This is a genomic window from Seinonella peptonophila (assembly GCF_900129355.1).
Taxonomy (GTDB): domain Bacteria; phylum Bacillota; class Bacilli; order Thermoactinomycetales; family Thermoactinomycetaceae; genus Seinonella; species Seinonella peptonophila.
In genome coordinates this window covers 240,732-256,165 of the sequence record NZ_FQVL01000001.1, presented here as the reverse complement: position 1 = coordinate 256,165, position 15,434 = coordinate 240,732, and the positions used below count along the sequence as shown (strand labels likewise).

General features: G+C 36.9%; 16 protein-coding genes. 10 read left to right on the top strand and 6 right to left on the bottom strand.

Translation table 11 applies throughout. The features are described from left to right. Positions 1–55 precede the first annotated feature (55 nt). The gene (locus BUB71_RS01220; RefSeq protein ID WP_073152635.1) at positions 56–1,318 is read left to right on the top strand and encodes an amidohydrolase; all 1,263 of its coding nucleotides are present in this window, start codon (positions 56–58) and stop codon (positions 1,316–1,318) included. A 102-nt stretch (positions 1,319–1,420) separates the two neighbouring features. Here the strand turns inward: BUB71_RS01220 and BUB71_RS01215 are convergent, their stop codons facing one another. Beyond that, positions 1,421–1,612 carry a hypothetical protein gene (locus tag BUB71_RS01215; RefSeq protein ID WP_073150672.1) on the bottom strand — a complete coding sequence of 64 codons (192 nt, stop codon included), beginning with the start codon at positions 1,610–1,612 and terminating at the stop codon, positions 1,421–1,423. 231 nt (positions 1,613–1,843) lie between these two features. Here BUB71_RS01215 and BUB71_RS01210 point away from each other — a divergent pair, with 231 nt between their 5' ends. Continuing rightward, positions 1,844–2,794, top strand: a complete 951-nt coding sequence (locus tag BUB71_RS01210; RefSeq protein ID WP_073150669.1) for a PIG-L family deacetylase — start codon at positions 1,844–1,846, stop codon at positions 2,792–2,794. A 95-nt stretch (positions 2,795–2,889) separates the two neighbouring features. Here the strand turns inward: BUB71_RS01210 and lexA are convergent, their stop codons facing one another. Further along, the gene (lexA, locus tag BUB71_RS01205; protein WP_073150666.1) at positions 2,890–3,513 is read right to left on the bottom strand and encodes a transcriptional repressor LexA; all 624 of its coding nucleotides are present in this window, start codon (positions 3,511–3,513) and stop codon (positions 2,890–2,892) included. A 534-nt stretch (positions 3,514–4,047) separates the two neighbouring features. Here lexA and BUB71_RS01200 point away from each other — a divergent pair. After that, complete coding sequence (locus BUB71_RS01200) at positions 4,048–5,088, top strand: sugar phosphate nucleotidyltransferase (protein WP_084730896.1); 1,041 nt, start codon at positions 4,048–4,050, stop codon at positions 5,086–5,088. A 19-nt stretch (positions 5,089–5,107) separates the two neighbouring features. On the opposite strand, the gene BUB71_RS01195 is transcribed toward BUB71_RS01200, so the two are convergent. Together BUB71_RS01195 and trhO are read right to left on the bottom strand one after the other, a co-directional pair. After that, positions 5,108–6,193 (bottom strand): tyrosine-type recombinase/integrase, encoded by a 1,086-nt coding sequence (locus BUB71_RS01195; protein ID WP_073150663.1) that lies wholly within the window; start codon positions 6,191–6,193, stop codon positions 5,108–5,110. Continuing rightward, positions 6,194–7,099, bottom strand: a complete 906-nt coding sequence (gene trhO / locus BUB71_RS01190) for an oxygen-dependent tRNA uridine(34) hydroxylase TrhO (RefSeq protein ID WP_073150660.1) — start codon at positions 7,097–7,099, stop codon at positions 6,194–6,196. A gap of 144 nt (positions 7,100–7,243) precedes the next feature. Between trhO and BUB71_RS01185 the strand changes: the two genes are divergently transcribed. Next, positions 7,244–8,566 carry a hemolysin family protein gene (locus BUB71_RS01185; RefSeq protein ID WP_073150655.1) on the top strand — a complete coding sequence of 441 codons (1,323 nt, stop codon included), beginning with the start codon at positions 7,244–7,246 and terminating at the stop codon, positions 8,564–8,566. Here BUB71_RS01185 and trpS read toward each other — a convergent pair. Beyond that, entirely contained in the window at positions 8,563–9,546 is a 984-nt protein-coding gene (gene trpS, locus BUB71_RS01180; RefSeq protein ID WP_073150651.1) for a tryptophan--tRNA ligase, read from the bottom strand. The two genes, BUB71_RS01185 and trpS, sit on opposite strands and share 4 nt — an antisense overlap. A 218-nt stretch (positions 9,547–9,764) precedes the next feature. Between trpS and BUB71_RS01175 the strand changes: the two genes are divergently transcribed. Together BUB71_RS01175 and BUB71_RS01170 are read left to right on the top strand one after the other, a co-directional pair. Continuing rightward, entirely contained in the window at positions 9,765–10,688 is a 924-nt protein-coding gene (locus BUB71_RS01175; RefSeq protein ID WP_073150646.1) for a cation diffusion facilitator family transporter, read from the top strand. Positions 10,689–10,812: 124 nt separating this feature from the next. After that, the gene (locus BUB71_RS01170; protein ID WP_073150643.1) at positions 10,813–11,151 is read left to right on the top strand and encodes a metal-sensitive transcriptional regulator; all 339 of its coding nucleotides are present in this window, start codon (positions 10,813–10,815) and stop codon (positions 11,149–11,151) included. Positions 11,152–11,185: 34 nt separating this feature from the next. Here the strand turns inward: BUB71_RS01170 and BUB71_RS01165 are convergent, their stop codons facing one another. Beyond that, the gene (locus BUB71_RS01165) at positions 11,186–11,503 is read right to left on the bottom strand and encodes a magnetosome magnetite crystal formation protein family (protein WP_245815485.1); all 318 of its coding nucleotides are present in this window, start codon (positions 11,501–11,503) and stop codon (positions 11,186–11,188) included. Positions 11,504–11,702: 199 nt separating this feature from the next. Between BUB71_RS01165 and BUB71_RS01160 the strand changes: the two genes are divergently transcribed. The 4 genes from BUB71_RS01160 to BUB71_RS01145 all read left to right on the top strand — a co-directional run bounded on the left by BUB71_RS01160 (position 11,703) and on the right by BUB71_RS01145 (position 15,304). Further along, a complete protein-coding gene (locus tag BUB71_RS01160; protein WP_073150640.1) occupies positions 11,703–12,416 on the top strand; it encodes a hypothetical protein in 714 nt (237 codons plus the stop codon). A gap of 320 nt (positions 12,417–12,736) precedes the next feature. After that, complete coding sequence (locus tag BUB71_RS01155; RefSeq protein WP_073150637.1) at positions 12,737–13,945, top strand: Tm-1-like ATP-binding domain-containing protein; 1,209 nt, start codon at positions 12,737–12,739, stop codon at positions 13,943–13,945. Positions 13,946–13,992: 47 nt separating this feature from the next. Continuing rightward, positions 13,993–14,823: a phosphoenolpyruvate hydrolase family protein gene (locus BUB71_RS01150; RefSeq protein ID WP_073150634.1), complete on the top strand. Its 831-nt coding sequence runs from the start codon at positions 13,993–13,995 to the stop codon at positions 14,821–14,823. 160 nt (positions 14,824–14,983) lie between these two features. Further along, positions 14,984–15,304, top strand: coding sequence for a hypothetical protein (locus tag BUB71_RS01145; protein WP_073150630.1), 321 nt, complete (start codon positions 14,984–14,986; stop codon positions 15,302–15,304). Positions 15,305–15,434: the final 130 nt, after the last annotated feature.

Sequence of the window (15,434 nt, the reverse complement as noted above, 5' to 3'; positions counted from 1 at the left end):
AATGTAAGGAGGAATTGTTTTGAAAACTATTTTTATTAATGCTACTTTGATTCCAATGGTACATACGGATGAAGTAATAGAATCTGGAGCCTTGGGAATTGAAGAGGATCAAATTATTTATACAGGTAAAAAACCAAGCCCAGAAGAGTTGGCGAAATATGATGAAGTAGTAGATGTGAAAGGGAAGATCATTCTGCCTGGATTTATAAATACACATGGACATGCAGCAATGACCCTTTTGCGCGGTTATGGTGATAATTTGCCTTTACAAGAATGGCTTGAAGATAAAGTGTGGCCAATGGAAGCGCGATTTACAGATGAGCACGTAGCGGCGGGAACAGCGCTTGCGATTGTAGAAATGATTCGTTCAGGCACAACCTGTTTTTTAGATATGTATGATCATATGGATGCAGTGGCACAAGAAGTTGAAAAATCAGGGATTCGTGCAGTTTTATCTCGTGGTGTAATTGGGTTTGATTCTGAGGAAGTGCAAAGAGCAAAGCTACAAGATGCGGTAACCTTTGCTCGTACATGGAACAATGCTGCTGATAAGCGAATCACTACAATGTTAGCACCTCATTCAGCATACACTTGCTCTCCAAAACTGATTACTCAATTTATCGATCGAGCAGCCGAGTTTTCGATACCTTTGCATACTCACTTATCGGAAACAGCTAGAGAAGTAGAGCAAAATGTACAGATGTATGGAGAAAGACCTGTAAAGCATCTTGAGTCATTAAGCTTTTTTGATTTTCCATGCATCGTCGCACACGCAGTGCATTTAACAGATGAAGAAATCCAAATTTTAGCCAACCATCAGGTAAAGATAGCTCATAACCCTCGAAGTAACTTGAAATTAGGAAGTGGGATTGCCCCAATCATGCAAATGATGAAAGCTGGAATACGGCCTGGTCTAGCAACTGATGGTGCATCGAGTAATAATCGACTAAATATGCTTGATGAAATACAGCTAGTGGCTCTGATCCATAAAGGTTATTTACAAGAGTCTGAGGCTATTTCAGCCTACCAAGCACTTCAAATGGGTACAGTATATGGTGCAGAGTCTGTATTCTTAGAAAAGAAGATTGGAACCTTAGAAATAGGGAAACAAGCAGACTTTATCACCATTGATACTTCAAGACCAAACATGCAACCTACGCATAATCATATTTCAAATGTTGTATTTGCTGCAACCTCAGAAGATATCTCCGATGTATATGTTGATGGAAAAGCTCTATTGAAGGAACGCAAATGTGTTGTGATGGATGAAGAAAAGATTATTTATGAAGCAAACGAAGCTATACAACAATTACTGTAATGAAAAAAAGCCCGCTAATAGGGGCAGTGGAAATGATTGGCGATTGCATAGACGGGAAGCAAAAAGTTAAGAATAAGATTAATAAAATGTTGAAACCAAATACTAATCACTTACATCAATATCTAAACGAAAACGTAATGGTATCTCTTCGGGGTTAGATTGCAAAAGTCGTTTTCGAGCAGACGGAGAGATCCATGAGTCAGATCGAAGAAATTGCTTCGCTTGATCTAATTGATGTGGTGGTAACTGTGTTTTTAAGTAGTCATAAATCCAGTCATGGCCTACAGAATTCAAGTGCTCTCACCTCCCTTAGGCGTTAAATTTAGTATCACCGAAGCTAACGGAGATATGAGTAGCACTTTTTTCTTTTTGTATATTTTTCACAGCCGATTGTGACATTTTTCAAACAGAATTTATATCCACCTATTGTGTTTATTGACTACTTTCGTTAACCTAAGATAGACTTGTTTTTTCACATCAAACCATTCACTTTTTCTAATATTGTATTTGGAATGGTGAGTAAAAATGCGAATAATGAAAAAATTCCGCGAAAAATGGCTATTTCTTGGATTTAAAATGGCTTCAGTTTTTCTAATTTTGATGTTTTCTGCTGGATGTGTTATGGGAAATCAAATAGAGGCAAAAAATAATAAATCTTTACCTGTAAAATCTAACCCTTTATCCGTAACACCGCGAATTGAACAGTTACGACCCAATTTAAGCAAAAATATCGTGGTCTATTTTAATCCACATGCTGACGACGAAGTGTTAACCTTTGGAGTCCCGATTCGCAATGATTTAAGAGCGAATAAAGAGGTTTATGTGGTTCTGATTTCCCCTGGGGAAGACTCTATTGCAAGAGATGTAGTGAATGGTCGATTTGATGATGAATCTTTTCATCCTGAAAAAAAAGGTCAACCCCAATGGTGTAAAATGCATAAACGCTTCCATGTTCCTTCACTAGAAGGATACAAACCCTTAACAAAAAAAGCATTTGGGCGTGAAAGGATCCATGAGTTTTTCCGTTCAAGTATATCTTTAGGAGTACCCAAAAATCATCTATTTTATTACACGTTTCCCAACGGAAAATTTAGATATCCTGAAATAAAGATGATGATGAAAGACTGGGTTAGTTTATTTCCAAATGCAACCTATAAAACAATGTCAAAGAAGGATATCCATGTGGATCATGCTATCCTAGGTAGGGTAATGGGAGATCTTTATCATGAACATCAAATGAAAAATGCGATCCATTATGTATCTGTAGCAACTCGAAATAGCAAAAAAGTAAAGTTTAAAAAGCACACACTCATAACACTAAAAAATCGTCAAGATCGACACAAAATCAGAAAAGCAATTCATGTCTATGAAAGATGGAACCCTGCTAAGCATTCATTTGCATTAGGATTCCACTCAGTACCAGAACAGTTCCACTCTTTAGAAAATAAAATGAATGTGATAGAGACTGCGGAATAATTGCTCTTTAAAAGGATCACATCGTTAAATATGCCTTTTGTATGAAAATGGCTCAACTTAAACAGTTGAGCCATTTTGTAGATAACTATGTAATTTTAAATGGTTTCACGAATGAGGCTAACTACTTTTCCAAGTATTGTAACATCTGGGAGGATAATAGGGTGCATGCGATCGTTTTCGGGTTGGAGACGAATATGAGACTTCTCTTTGAAAAAACGCTTAACTGTTGCTTCGCCCTCTGGTGTCATTGCTACGACAATATCTCCATTGTCAGCAGAGCGTTGTTGACGGACTACAACATAATCTCCATCAAAAATCCCTGCATTTACCATGCTTTCGCCTTGAATAGAAAGAATGAAAAGATTGCTTTCGTTGTTAGCTAACTTCTGAGGGAGTGGATAGTAATCTTCAATGTTTTCAACTGCAGTAATAGGTTCACCAGCAGTTACTTTTCCTACTAATGGCACAAGAACACTATTTGGGATTTTTTGTGGATGTTGATTGCCAGTTTTGAGAACTTCAATCGCACGAGGTTTGGTGGGGTCACGTCTGATGTACCCTTTTTGCTCAAGACGAGATAGATGGCCATGTACTGTAGAACTCGATGCTAGACCGACAGCCTCTCCAATTTCACGTACTGAGGGCGGATATCCTTTTTCGCGAACATTACGTAAAATATAGTCCAAAATAGCTTGTTGTCGAGATGACAATTTACTCATATATGTCTCCTCCTTTAAATGTATGCGAAACGAAGTCTTTGTATTAGTATACAAAACTTATCCAAATTTTGCAAACAGATGTTTGGATGAAATTATTATCTTATAAAATAAGATTATTATAAATAGCGTTTATAAATGGAAACATAAACGCACGTCTATTATATGATTCGGGGATTAAAACGATAGAAAATAAGTGATAGTTAACTAATTCTTGTAAAGAAAAATTTCTATTTGTGTGATTATCTGAAAAAACAGGGAAAGTAAGAGAAGAGAGCGGTTAAACAAAGATAATTTTTATTCAAGTTAAGCAAATGCACAAGTTCAACAGTCGTTCATTAAAATAATGAACTAGGTTCCATTGCAAAAAATTCTAATTGCATGTGAATGAAAGTGAAATCATTTGGTGGGGAAAAGGGAGGATTGGGTTCAATTTTAAATCAACTTATCGATGGGTAGGCATGATTTTGTTTCAAGTGTATAATAGCAAATGTTATTCAACAAATGGAATAAATCTGAAGGGAATGTGGCGAAAAGATGAATAAGAAAATCAAAGGTCTTGTTCTCTGTGCTGGAAAAGGTTCACGTTTAGAACCTTTAACATATAGTATAACCAAAACATTAATCCCCATTGGAAACAAAGCGATGGTGCAACGTGCTGTCGAAACCTTAATTGATGCGGGTATTGATGAAATCGGTTTAGTAGTTCGTGAGGGTGCTGAAGAGATTCGAGATTTATTGGGTGATGGATCGAAATGGGGAGTTTCGATTACTTATATCGTTCAACAACAAGCCCTTGGAACAGGTCATGCGGTGCAAACTGCCCTTCCGTTTATTAATGGTGATTCAGTTATTGTCTATTTAGGAGATAATATTATTGGAAAAAATCTGCATGATTTAGTTTCATCTTTTCAAAAGCAAGATAATATTGACGCTATGGTTGTTACGAAAGAAGTTGCGAATCCACAAGATTATGGTGTAGTTGAGTTGAGGCATGGTCATATAACGAATATTGTGGAAAAACCAAAGCAGCCTCGCTCGAATTTGGCTTTAACAGGGATTTTTTTATTTAGCGCTTCTACAATTCCATTTTTTCGGGAAATTCCTTTGTCAACACGTGGAGAATATGAAATTACTTCTGTGTTTGATAAAATATTTGCCAATCAAGGAATCATCAAAGCTCATTCTTTAGATAGTTGGTGGATTGATGCTGGAAATCCTGGGCGACTTCTAGAAGCTAATCGGATGATTATCGATGAAATGTTAGAGACATCAGATAGCAACATTATCTTAGAAAATGATGATGTTGTGCTGGATAATTGCAGAATCGAAGGGCCTGTTTTAATTGGAGAAGGATCTGTAATTAAAAATTCAGTGATAGGACCATATACAACGATAGGAGCATATACAACGCTGACGAATACCCAAATTCGCAATAGTATTATTATGGAAAATAGTAGTATTTCTGATATAGACTCGATAATCACCAATAGCATTATCGGCGAAGAAGTCCATATCAAAAAAAGAGCAGAAGAAGTTAATCTAATTATTTCGAATAAAAATACAATAGTGATATAACCTAGGCAATCATCATAGGTTAAAAGAGATTGCCTAGATTATCAAGAGCTTCATCTTTTTCTGTATTAATCACATGTGTATATATTTGTGTAGTTTGAATACTGGAATGTCCCAGTATTTCTTGAACTACACGCAAATTTTCCCCATTAGAAAGTAATAATGTCGCCAATGTATGCCTTAGTTTATGTGGAGAAATGGTAGCAGCTTTTGGAGGTAAATTGGCCGCGCGAACATATTTTTTAAGGATATCGGATACTGCTTTTCGGCTCATTCGTTGATACTGACGGTTTAAAAATAGAGGACATATTTGAACTTGATTTTTCGCATCAGCAGGGCGGACTTTTAAGTATTCCTGTAAAGCGTGGACAGCACGTGAATTTAATTTCAACATCCGTTCTTTTCCGCCCTTACCAATAATCATGACGTGCCAAGTCTCTTGGTCATTTTGGATACTATTATCATTGAGCTGTATTAATTCGGAAACCCGCATACCTGTGTTTAGCAATAGGTATAAGATTGCTTTATCACGAATTCGTAACCATTGATTTGGCCCTGAGCGGCTCTTTTTTTGTTTGTGATAAATATCAATCGCTTTAATTAAACGAAGGGCTTCTTCTTTGGTAAGAAAAACAGGCACTTTTTTTTGTGACCGACTACGTAATGTAGTATCTTCATATTCTTCCATTGGATCGCGCTCAAACAAATGAATTTTAACGAGAAATCGAAACAAAGTTCGAAGAGAAGCACGCTTTCGTTGTTTCCCGTATTTTGAGTTTTCTCGATAGTGCTTACGTTCAATCCAATTGATATCCAGTTCTCCAGTAATTGAATTGACTTTTTTTTGTTTCACATATACAGTTCGTTCATAGCCGTTTTCAATGTGTCGAAAAAAACGCTTTATGATTTGTGCATTTATCTGTTCTAATCGAATATTTTTTTGTGCGAGAAAATCAAAGAAAAGATTGAAATCATAAGCATAATTAGCAATGGTTTGGGCGGATCGATCAGCGCTGATCATTTCTAAAAAAAACTCTTGAACCTCTTCTGGGAAACGATTAATGATTTGATTAATATTTTCGGGAATACGGCGGGAAAAGAAGGGCAATCACCTCACCTCTTCCAAATAAACAGCATCTGTTTTTTCCTTGCATTCATGCGAACAAAAGCCATTAAACGTTTCATTGCAATCCTCACAACAGAGATGCTGCAGATTGCAGGTTGTGACTCTACAGTTTATATACTGTTCAGTCTGATTTCCACAATGAATACATGTTCCAACGATTTTTTCTTCTACTCTATTAATCGGTACGGAAATTCTCTCATCAAAAACATAGCATTTTCCATCAAAAAATTCTCCCTTGACTTCAGGGTCTCTTCCATATGATACAATACCACCGTCTAGTTGATAAACATCGTCAAATCCTTCTTCAAGCATATAAGCTGTTAATTTTTCACAGCGAATACCACCTGTGCAATAGGTTAAAATCTTACGACCTTTAAATTGGCTTAAATTTTTCTCAATCCATTCGGGAAATTCTCGAAAACTGGACACATCTGGACGAACTGCATTACGAAAATGACCTAGATCATATTCATAATCATTGCGTCCATCAATCACGATGACATCATCGTCTTTTAATAGCTCGTAGAATTTTTTTGGAGATAAATATTGACCTGTTTTTTTGCTTGGATCTAGTTCATGTTCGACTCGAAAAGTGACCAATTCTTTCTTAGATCGTACAAACATTTTTTTAAATGCATGTTGATGATATGGATCGATTTTGTAAACAATATCATTAAAAAGTGGATGTTGATTCATATAATCCATATAAGCATTGGTTTGCGCAATTGTCCCAGAAACAGTACCATTAATCCCTTCAGGAGCAATTAAAACTCGTCCGCGTAAGTCTAGTTGCTTGCATAAATCAAGATGAACTTTCGCCTCGGTCTCCGGGTCTTGAACATGAATAAATTTATAATATAAGAGTATTTGATAATCTTGGTTTGTCATTTGTCAGCGCTCCTTTTACTTATTGTAAGTCCAACTATCACTATGCCATATTCGACCCGATTACTCAACGCATAATATCTCCGCATAAGGATAAGGTTTTACGGTGAAATAATAAAAAGAATTTATATTGGAGGCAAAGAGAAATTGGAGTTGACCCTATCTATTATATGGAATTTATTTGTCGTACTTTTACTTGTTTTCCTTAATGGTTTTTTTGTAGCTGCTGAATTTGCGATTGTAAAAGTAAGAGCCACCCAACTAGCTCAACTTACGACAGAACGTGGCCGTAGGGCACAACAGGTCGTAGCAAACCTTGATAATTTCTTGTCAGCAACACAATTGGGGATAACACTTGCCTCACTTGGATTAGGTTGGGTCGGTGAGCCTACCTTAGCTCGCTTTATTCACCCCCTCTTTCAATATTTAGGCATGCCAGCTTGGTTACTCCATCCATTTAGTTTTGTTGTTGCTTTTTTAATCATCACGATTTTACACATTGTTTTGGGTGAGGTTGTGCCAAAGTCATTGGCAATTCGTAAAGCTGAACAAGTAACACTTTGGACTGCAACTCCGTTGATCGGTTTTTATCGATTATTTTTGCCGTTTATTTACATCCTTAACTCAGTTGCCAACAAAGTGATTGAGTGGATGGGGTTTGACCATCAAAATACCCAACAAGTTCACACTGAAGAAGAGATTCGAATGCTACTTTCACAATCACATAAGAGTGGTGTGTTTGATCAGACTGAGATGATGTTATTGGATAACGTGTTTGAATTTACTGATCGCGTAGCCCGAGAAATCATGGTGCCAAGAGTGAATATTGATTGTGTCTATTTAGATCGTGAATTTGAAGAGAATCTCATGATGATCCGAGAAAGTACGCATACCCGCTTACCATTGTGTGGGCAAGATAAAGATGATATTCGAGGTATTGTACATATTCGAGATGTTTATGAACGCGTAATATCAGGTGATCCTTTTGAAATCGAAGATTTAGTACGTCCTACAGTGGTTGTTCCGGAGACAATGGAATTAAAAGATATTCTACTAACATTACAGAAGAATAAGACGGGAATGGCGATTGTAGTCGATGAATATGGTGGTACTTCAGGTTTGGTCACAACAGAAGATATTATTGAAGAGATATTTGGGGAGATCCAGGATGAATTTGATGAGCATCAAACCCCTTTCTTTCAAAAGAAAGGGTTACAAACGTCCATTGATGCCCGTCTTTTAATCGACGATGTAAATGATTATTTTCAGCTATCTATTGATGATCCTGACAATGATACAATTGGAGGCTGGTTGTTCTCTCAATTAGAAAAAGTACCTGATCTTGGTGACCATGTTCACTATATGAGTTATGAATTTACTGTGGAAGAAGTGGATCAATTACAAATAAAGCGTATACTTGTTACTCATCTTCCTGAAGAAGAATCGAATCTTATGGATGAAAGTACTTAACGGGATAAGCCGATTGCTTTTTCAACTTTTGTTAACGTTTTGGTGGCTACTTCGTTTGCTTTTTCAGCACCATCTGAGAGGATTTGGTCAAGGTGACTACTTTCGATTAGCTGATAATAACGATCTTGGAGTGGTTTTAAACCTTCAATCAAAACATCAGCTACATCTAATTTAAATTGACCATATCCTTTTTCTAAGTATTTTTGTTCGATCTGATCAAATGTTTCACCTGTAAATGAAGCATATAGCGCCATTAGATTGGAGATTCCTTTTTTGTTTTGTGGATCGTATCTAATTTCATTCCCAGAATCTGTAGTAGATTTTTTAATCTTTTTTTCGATTTGCTTCGGGGAATCAAGTAATGAGATATAAGCGTTTTGATTTGGATCAGATTTACTCATCTTTTTCTCAGGATTTTGTAATGACATGACTCTAGAACCTGTTGGTGGTAATTGGGTTTTAGGGATTGTAAACAAAGTACCAAATCGTTGATTAAATCGGTGAGCCAGATCGCGAGTAATCTCCATATGTTGTGCTTGATCATCTCCTACTGGAACTATCTCAGTGTTATAAAGGAGAACATCAGCGGCCATTAATGGAGGATATGTTAAAAGTCCCGCAGGGATCGATTTTCCTTGTGATTTTGATTTATCTTTAAACTGTGTCATTCTTTCCAATTCACCTACATAGGAGATTGTTTGCATAATCCAACCCAGTTGGGCATGGGCAGGAACTTCTGATTGAATGAAAAGTGTTACTTTCTCAGGATCGAGTCCAGCCGCTAAATATAAGGCTGCTAACTTACGACTGTTCCTTCGTAACTGATCAGGATCTTGCGGAACTGTGATTGCATGTTGATTAACAATGCAAAAATAGCATGTATGTTGATTTTGAAGAGAAATAAATTGCTTAATTGCACCAATATAATTTCCTAACGTTATCGTTCCACTTGGTTGGATACCTGAAAAAACAATTGACATAAACTCACCTCATTAAAATAAAAACGCAGTACCATCCTAAAAAGGGAGATTTGGCCTGCGAGACTACCCTTCTATTCAAATTTCTAGTTCAAGATATGTATGAAGATATTTCATTGTTGGATTTGTTTTAGCATACATTTTAGCAAAAATCAAGCACAAGGGTTGACAATGACTCATGAATATATGAACATATATTCATATAAAGGAGTTGGGAGAATATGCATCATCATCACGGACATGATCATAGTCACCATGATCATTCAAATCAAAATAAACAAAATAGAGCTGGACTTATGATGGCATTGATCATTACAAGTGCAATCTTATTACTAGAGTTAATTGGGGGATGGATGACAAATAGTCTTGCGCTACTATCTGATGCTGGACATATGTTCAGTGATGCTGCTTCATTATTGTTAAGTTTAATTGCTGTACAGCTTGCACTTCATGCAGAGGCAAGCCAGAGAAAAAGTTATGGGTATCATCGATTTGAAATAATTGCTGCATTTATTAATGGAGCAGCTTTGCTTATCGTTTCTTTAATTATTATAAAAGAGGCGATCGAGAGGTTTCAGATGCCTCCTACTGTTCATAGTAGTGGAATGTTGATCATCGCAGTTATTGGTCTACTTTGCAACTTACTTAGTGCTTGGATTCTTACACGAAAAGGGGACGTAAAAGAAAATATTAATTTACGGAGTGCCTATTTGCATGTATTAAGTGATGCCCTCGGTTCAATCGGCGCTATTGTGGCAGCTTTATTGATTCGTTTTTTTGCTTGGGATTGGGCTGATCCGCTCATTAGTCTAGTAATTGCATTATTAATCATTAAAAGTGGTTGGGGCGTATTACAGCATTCAACACACATCCTAATGGAAGGAACCCCAGAAACGATTGATACAAATGAAGTGAAAAAGGTATTACAAAGTATTCCTGGTGTTGTTGATGTGCATGATTTACACATATGGACAATTACCTCTGGTCTTCACTCATTAAGTTGTCATCTGCTCATCGGAGATGAAGAGTGTAGCCAATCAATCTTAAAGCAAGCACTCGAGAAGATGAAATCTAATTTTGCACTTGAGCATGCAACAATTCAAGTTGAAAAAAATGAAGTTACGCATACAAAATGTCAGTATTAGAAGATTCGACTAATCTTTCAGAAAACCTTTACAACCAAGTGTTCATCTGGTAATATTTAGGCAGTTATGCAAATATGCAAGTTTATGATAAGGGAATTCAGCAGAAAGGGGATTGCAGTCGATAATGAAAGAGAGCGGAGAGCAATCCATCCATTCAGACCACCATAGCGGGATTGAACACAGTGATAGACAGAGTCATCATAGTGAGAAAGAGAAAAAAAATTTAATAACACGTCTGAATCGGATCGAAGGTCAGATTCGAGGCGTAAAGGGTATGATTGAAAAAGATACGTACTGTGATGACGTTTTAAATCAAATTGCTGCTGTTCAATCAGCCTTAAACAGCGTTGGGCGATTACTGCTTGAAAATCATATGAAAAGTTGTGTGATTGAGCGAATAGAGCAAGGTGAACACGAGGTTATCGATGAGATGTTAGTTACAATCAAAAAACTAATGAAGTAAAAAAAGCACCCCCAAAAATTTGGAGGATGCTTTTTTATTTCTCAACAATAGATCCAAGTAACGGATAATGAAAAGGCATATCTCTAATTGCATATAGAATTCCGATCAAGGGGACTATGAACCCAACTAATCCAAAGAATAGTAAAAAGGGGATTCCTATTAATATTATTGAGAAGAATATAGAGATGCTGATTAAAATACTCATAGCTAGGTGAAAAACAAAGGCTTGTATAGAAATGCTTCGTACTTCACGGTCGCGGATAAAAGCATAAACTAATATCGGAACAATAAATGGTGCAAACCAAGTGCTGGCATGGACAAGAACTTTCCATCCTCGGGGATCGATGTTCATATTTTCACCTCACTCATTGGGTGTATCAAGTTATCCTTATCTATATAATAAAACATTGTTTTGTTGTATGCAAATAGATTTTACGCACATTTTTCGAATAATTTACAAAATACTCTTGTTTTGGTTATCTGATTTGAGTAATATGTAAATACAGTTGAGAAGTAAAAAAATGTAAATTTATACGATAGGAGGTCGAAAATTGAGGAGTATTGACAAAAAAGTTCTACTCGATCAATGGGACACGAAACATATTAAGAAGTGTAGATCGATTAATTCGTTTCGTACCAACTGCAAATCAGTAGAATTAGCAGAATTCCCTAAATCATATGTATTTAGACAAGTCTTTTGCTTCTCTGCTGGAGCGATTCTTTTTTTAGCTAGTTTTCCTTCTGTATTTGCGGAGCCGTTTCATTTGGAGCCGCCAAAAGAGCACTTTGTTCCTGACGTGAAGCCTGATTTACCAAATGTACCCTTACATAGGAAGCAGCTAGGGGTTGTAGCAGAAGAAGCGACGAATCATGTAGAAACTAAAAGAAATGACACTGAACAATCATATGATCAGAGCGAGACTACAAATTCTGATACACAAGCAACGAAGCAACCTACTCAAGATCTATCAGAAGCGGACCAAGCCTACCCATCAGTACAATACGAAGAATCAAGTACCATGGAGAATCAGTCTAAAGAAAATCAACACGCTGAGGATCAAGATAAAGTTGAACAGCAAACCACTCATTCTCCAGAAGTAAATAAAGAAGCAAATTCGAATGATCAACTGAATAAGGTTTTAAACACAACGGAAAATGGTGCTAAACTACCAAAGACGGCGACCAATTCCTGGGCTTATGTTTTGCAAGGAATCTCATTCGTTTTATTGGGTTGTGCCCTAAGGAAACGAAGAAAAACAACGTAACGAGAAACAGAAGTTATTTTGTTGAAGAGATAGGGTATAAACTCTATGTCTCTTTTTTTTACGAATGTTATACGACAAATTACGACAATAATTTGTCAATTATTTATGTCTAAATTTAATATATTAATTAATTTGCAAGTAGTAGCTTTCTTCTTTGAAAATGTTAAAATGGACATTGTATTGGTAGAATAACTTGAAGAATCAAAAGAGAAGATGTAGAGGGACTCGATGGAAGATTAATGATTAGGAGTGAGTCACATCAGATTTTTAATCGAGTCTTTCACATCTCTCTAAATAATTAACTTTCGAGGGGATAACCAATGACGAAAACAATTGCTGTAATTGGCGCATTGGATACAAAGGGCAGTGATTATGCTTTTGTCAAACAACAAATTGAAATGCGTGGTCACCGTGTGTTACTAATCAATACCGGAGTATTGGGAGAACCATTTTTCCCAGCAGATGTAACCGCAGACCAAGTGGCAATTGCCGGGGGTTCTACTTTAGATGAGCTGCGTACTCGGATGGATAAGTCGTACGCGATGGAAATCATGACAAAAGGCGTAGCAATTGTAGTGAAGCAATTATATGAACAAGGTAAAATAGATGCAGGTTTTTCTATGGGTGGTAGTAATGGAACCATGATCGGAACATCTGGATTGCGATCATTACCCATTGGTGTTCCCAAGGTAATGGTAAGTACTGTCGCTTCAGGCGATACTCAACCTTATGTCGGGATTAGTGATATTGTGATGATTCCTTCAGTATTAGATGTTTCGGGATTAAATCGTATCAGCGCTCAAATATATGCAAATGCAGTTGGAACAATAGTGGGAATGGTTGAAACTGAAGTGCCTCAATTTCAGGGAAAACCTCTTATAACGGCTACGATGTTTGGTAATACCACAAACTTGGTCAATCGATGTAAAGATTTGATCGAAGATCGAGGATATGAGATGTTAGTTTTCCACGCTACAGGTACAGGTGGGAAAACGATGGACTCATTAATTGAAAAGGGATACATATCTGCAGTACTTGAAATGACGACAACTGAATTGGCTGATGAATTGGTTGGCGGTGTTTTAACAGCAGGACCACAAAGAATGGATGCTGCTGCAAAATGGGGAATACCACAAGTGATAGCACCTGGGTGTTTAGATATGGTTAATTTTTGGGGAATCGAGACGGTTCCAAAGGAGTTGAGCAATCGATTATTATACCAATGGAATGCCAATGTAACGCTTATGCGAACAAATGTAGAAGAAAATAAACGGTTGGGACAAATTTTAGCTGAGAAAGTAAATCGATGTAAAGGGCCTGTTGCTGTCTATATTCCACTGCGTGGAGTTTCTGAACTTGATGCTGTTGGGAAAGAGTTTTGGTGGCCTGAAGCTGATGAAGCGTTGTTTGATTCATTGAAGAAGAACTTAGATAGTGGAGTTCCTGTATTTGAACTAGATTGTAATATTAATGATGAGCTATTTGCTCAATCAGTTACCAAGACCTTACTTGAATTAATGCCATTATAAATGAGGGAGGTGGATTCCTGTTGCTTTTTAGGTAACAGGATAGATAAATGCCTTGGATTACTCGTGAAGACTCTTTAACAAGATTGAAAAATGTTGTTGAGGAAGGCAAACCGATTATTGGTTGTGGTGCTGGTACCGGAATTTCGGCAAAGTTCGCAGAACAAGGTGGAGCAGACTTAATCATTATATATAATTCTGGTCGTTATCGAATGGCTGGACGCGGCTCGTTAGCTGGGTTAATGCCATATGGTGATGCAAATCAAATTGTGGTTGAAATGGCATCTGAAGTATTGCCAATTGTTAGAGATACGCCAGTACTTGCTGGTGTTTGTGGAACCGATCCTTTTCGTCAGATGAATCATTTTTTGAAGCAATTGAAAGAAATGGGCTTTGATGGAATTCAAAATTTCCCAACTGTAGGATTGATCGATGGAACATTTCGTCAGAATCTAGAGGAAACAGGCATGGGATTTCAGCTAGAAGTTGAACTTGTTCGTCAAGCTAGGGAACTAGATTTATTAACCTGTCCTTATGTATTTGATGTGGATCAAGCTGGTGCAATGGCCAAAGCAGGAGCTGATGTGATTGTACCGCATATGGGCTTAACAACAAAAGGATCAATTGGAGCAGAAACGGCATTAACTTTAGAAGAATCAGCAAAACTTGTTCAGGAGATGCATGATCGTGCAAAATCGGTAAATCCAGATATCATTGTACTTTGCCACGGCGGACCGATCGCTGAACCAGGAGATGTAAGGAAAATTCTTGAGCTAACTGACGGAGTGGCCGGCTTTTTTGGCGCCTCAAGCATTGAAAGGTTAGCCACAGAAGTTGCGATCACTAAGCAGGTTGAAAAATTTAAATCAACCCTTGACTGAATTCTCAAGAGACTCATAGAACGAGTCTCTTTTTTTTGATTTTTGTTTTTTTAGTGTAAAAAATTTTTTACTTTAAAGCCAAAATAGACACAAAAAATAGGGTGTATACCGAATAATTTAATATAGCTCAACATTGTTACAGAAATGGGGGTACGAATGAATGCTATGTTGCGGCCGTAAGATTAAGATTGAAGCTGCCTTTGCATCGGAGCCCATTTGGTGTAGTGTATGTAAATCAAATATTCCTATCGATGATATACCTATAAAGCAAGAATTAATACAGGAATTACAAGAATGGAATCGGGCATTTTCGGTTTGGTTAGTAGATTATAAATTCAAATCTACAGAAGAGTACTTTGAATTGGAAACTCGTCATAATCAATGGGGGAATGAGTTAACAGAAAGAATAAAAAAAGAACTTGGACATGCATTTTTTATTGTTTTTGCCCCATCGAATTTATCCCTTTATATGTATGGATAGTTGATGATGTCCCGGATACTTTGAGGCTGCTAGTTGGGGCAGCCTCATCATTATTAGGGTTATATATTTAATCAACGGGCTCATCAGCTGAAACTTTATGCTTCATAGAATTTATCTGCTACAAAAACTA

Coding starts and splice junctions, on each gene's coding strand:
- BUB71_RS01220 (WP_073152635.1), top strand. CDS start 56: ATGGTACATACGGATGAAGTAATAGAATCTGGAGCCTTGGGAATTGAA.
- BUB71_RS01210 (WP_073150669.1), top strand. CDS start 1,844: ATGCGAATAATGAAAAAATTCCGCGAAAAATGGCTATTTCTTGGATTT.
- lexA (WP_073150666.1), bottom strand. CDS start 3,513: ATGAGTAAATTGTCATCTCGACAACAAGCTATTTTGGACTATATTTTA.
- BUB71_RS01200 (WP_084730896.1), top strand. CDS start 4,048: ATGAATAAGAAAATCAAAGGTCTTGTTCTCTGTGCTGGAAAAGGTTCA.
- trhO (WP_073150660.1), bottom strand. CDS start 7,099: ATGACAAACCAAGATTATCAAATACTCTTATATTATAAATTTATTCAT.
- trpS (WP_073150651.1), bottom strand. CDS start 9,546: ATGTCAATTGTTTTTTCAGGTATCCAACCAAGTGGAACGATAACGTTA.
- BUB71_RS01175 (WP_073150646.1), top strand. CDS start 9,765: ATGCATCATCATCACGGACATGATCATAGTCACCATGATCATTCAAAT.
- BUB71_RS01170 (WP_073150643.1), top strand. CDS start 10,813: ATGAAAGAGAGCGGAGAGCAATCCATCCATTCAGACCACCATAGCGGG.
- BUB71_RS01165 (WP_245815485.1), bottom strand. CDS start 11,503: ATGAACATCGATCCCCGAGGATGGAAAGTTCTTGTCCATGCCAGCACT.
- BUB71_RS01155 (WP_073150637.1), top strand. CDS start 12,737: ATGACGAAAACAATTGCTGTAATTGGCGCATTGGATACAAAGGGCAGT.
- BUB71_RS01150 (WP_073150634.1), top strand. CDS start 13,993: ATGCCTTGGATTACTCGTGAAGACTCTTTAACAAGATTGAAAAATGTT.
- BUB71_RS01145 (WP_073150630.1), top strand. CDS start 14,984: ATGCTATGTTGCGGCCGTAAGATTAAGATTGAAGCTGCCTTTGCATCG.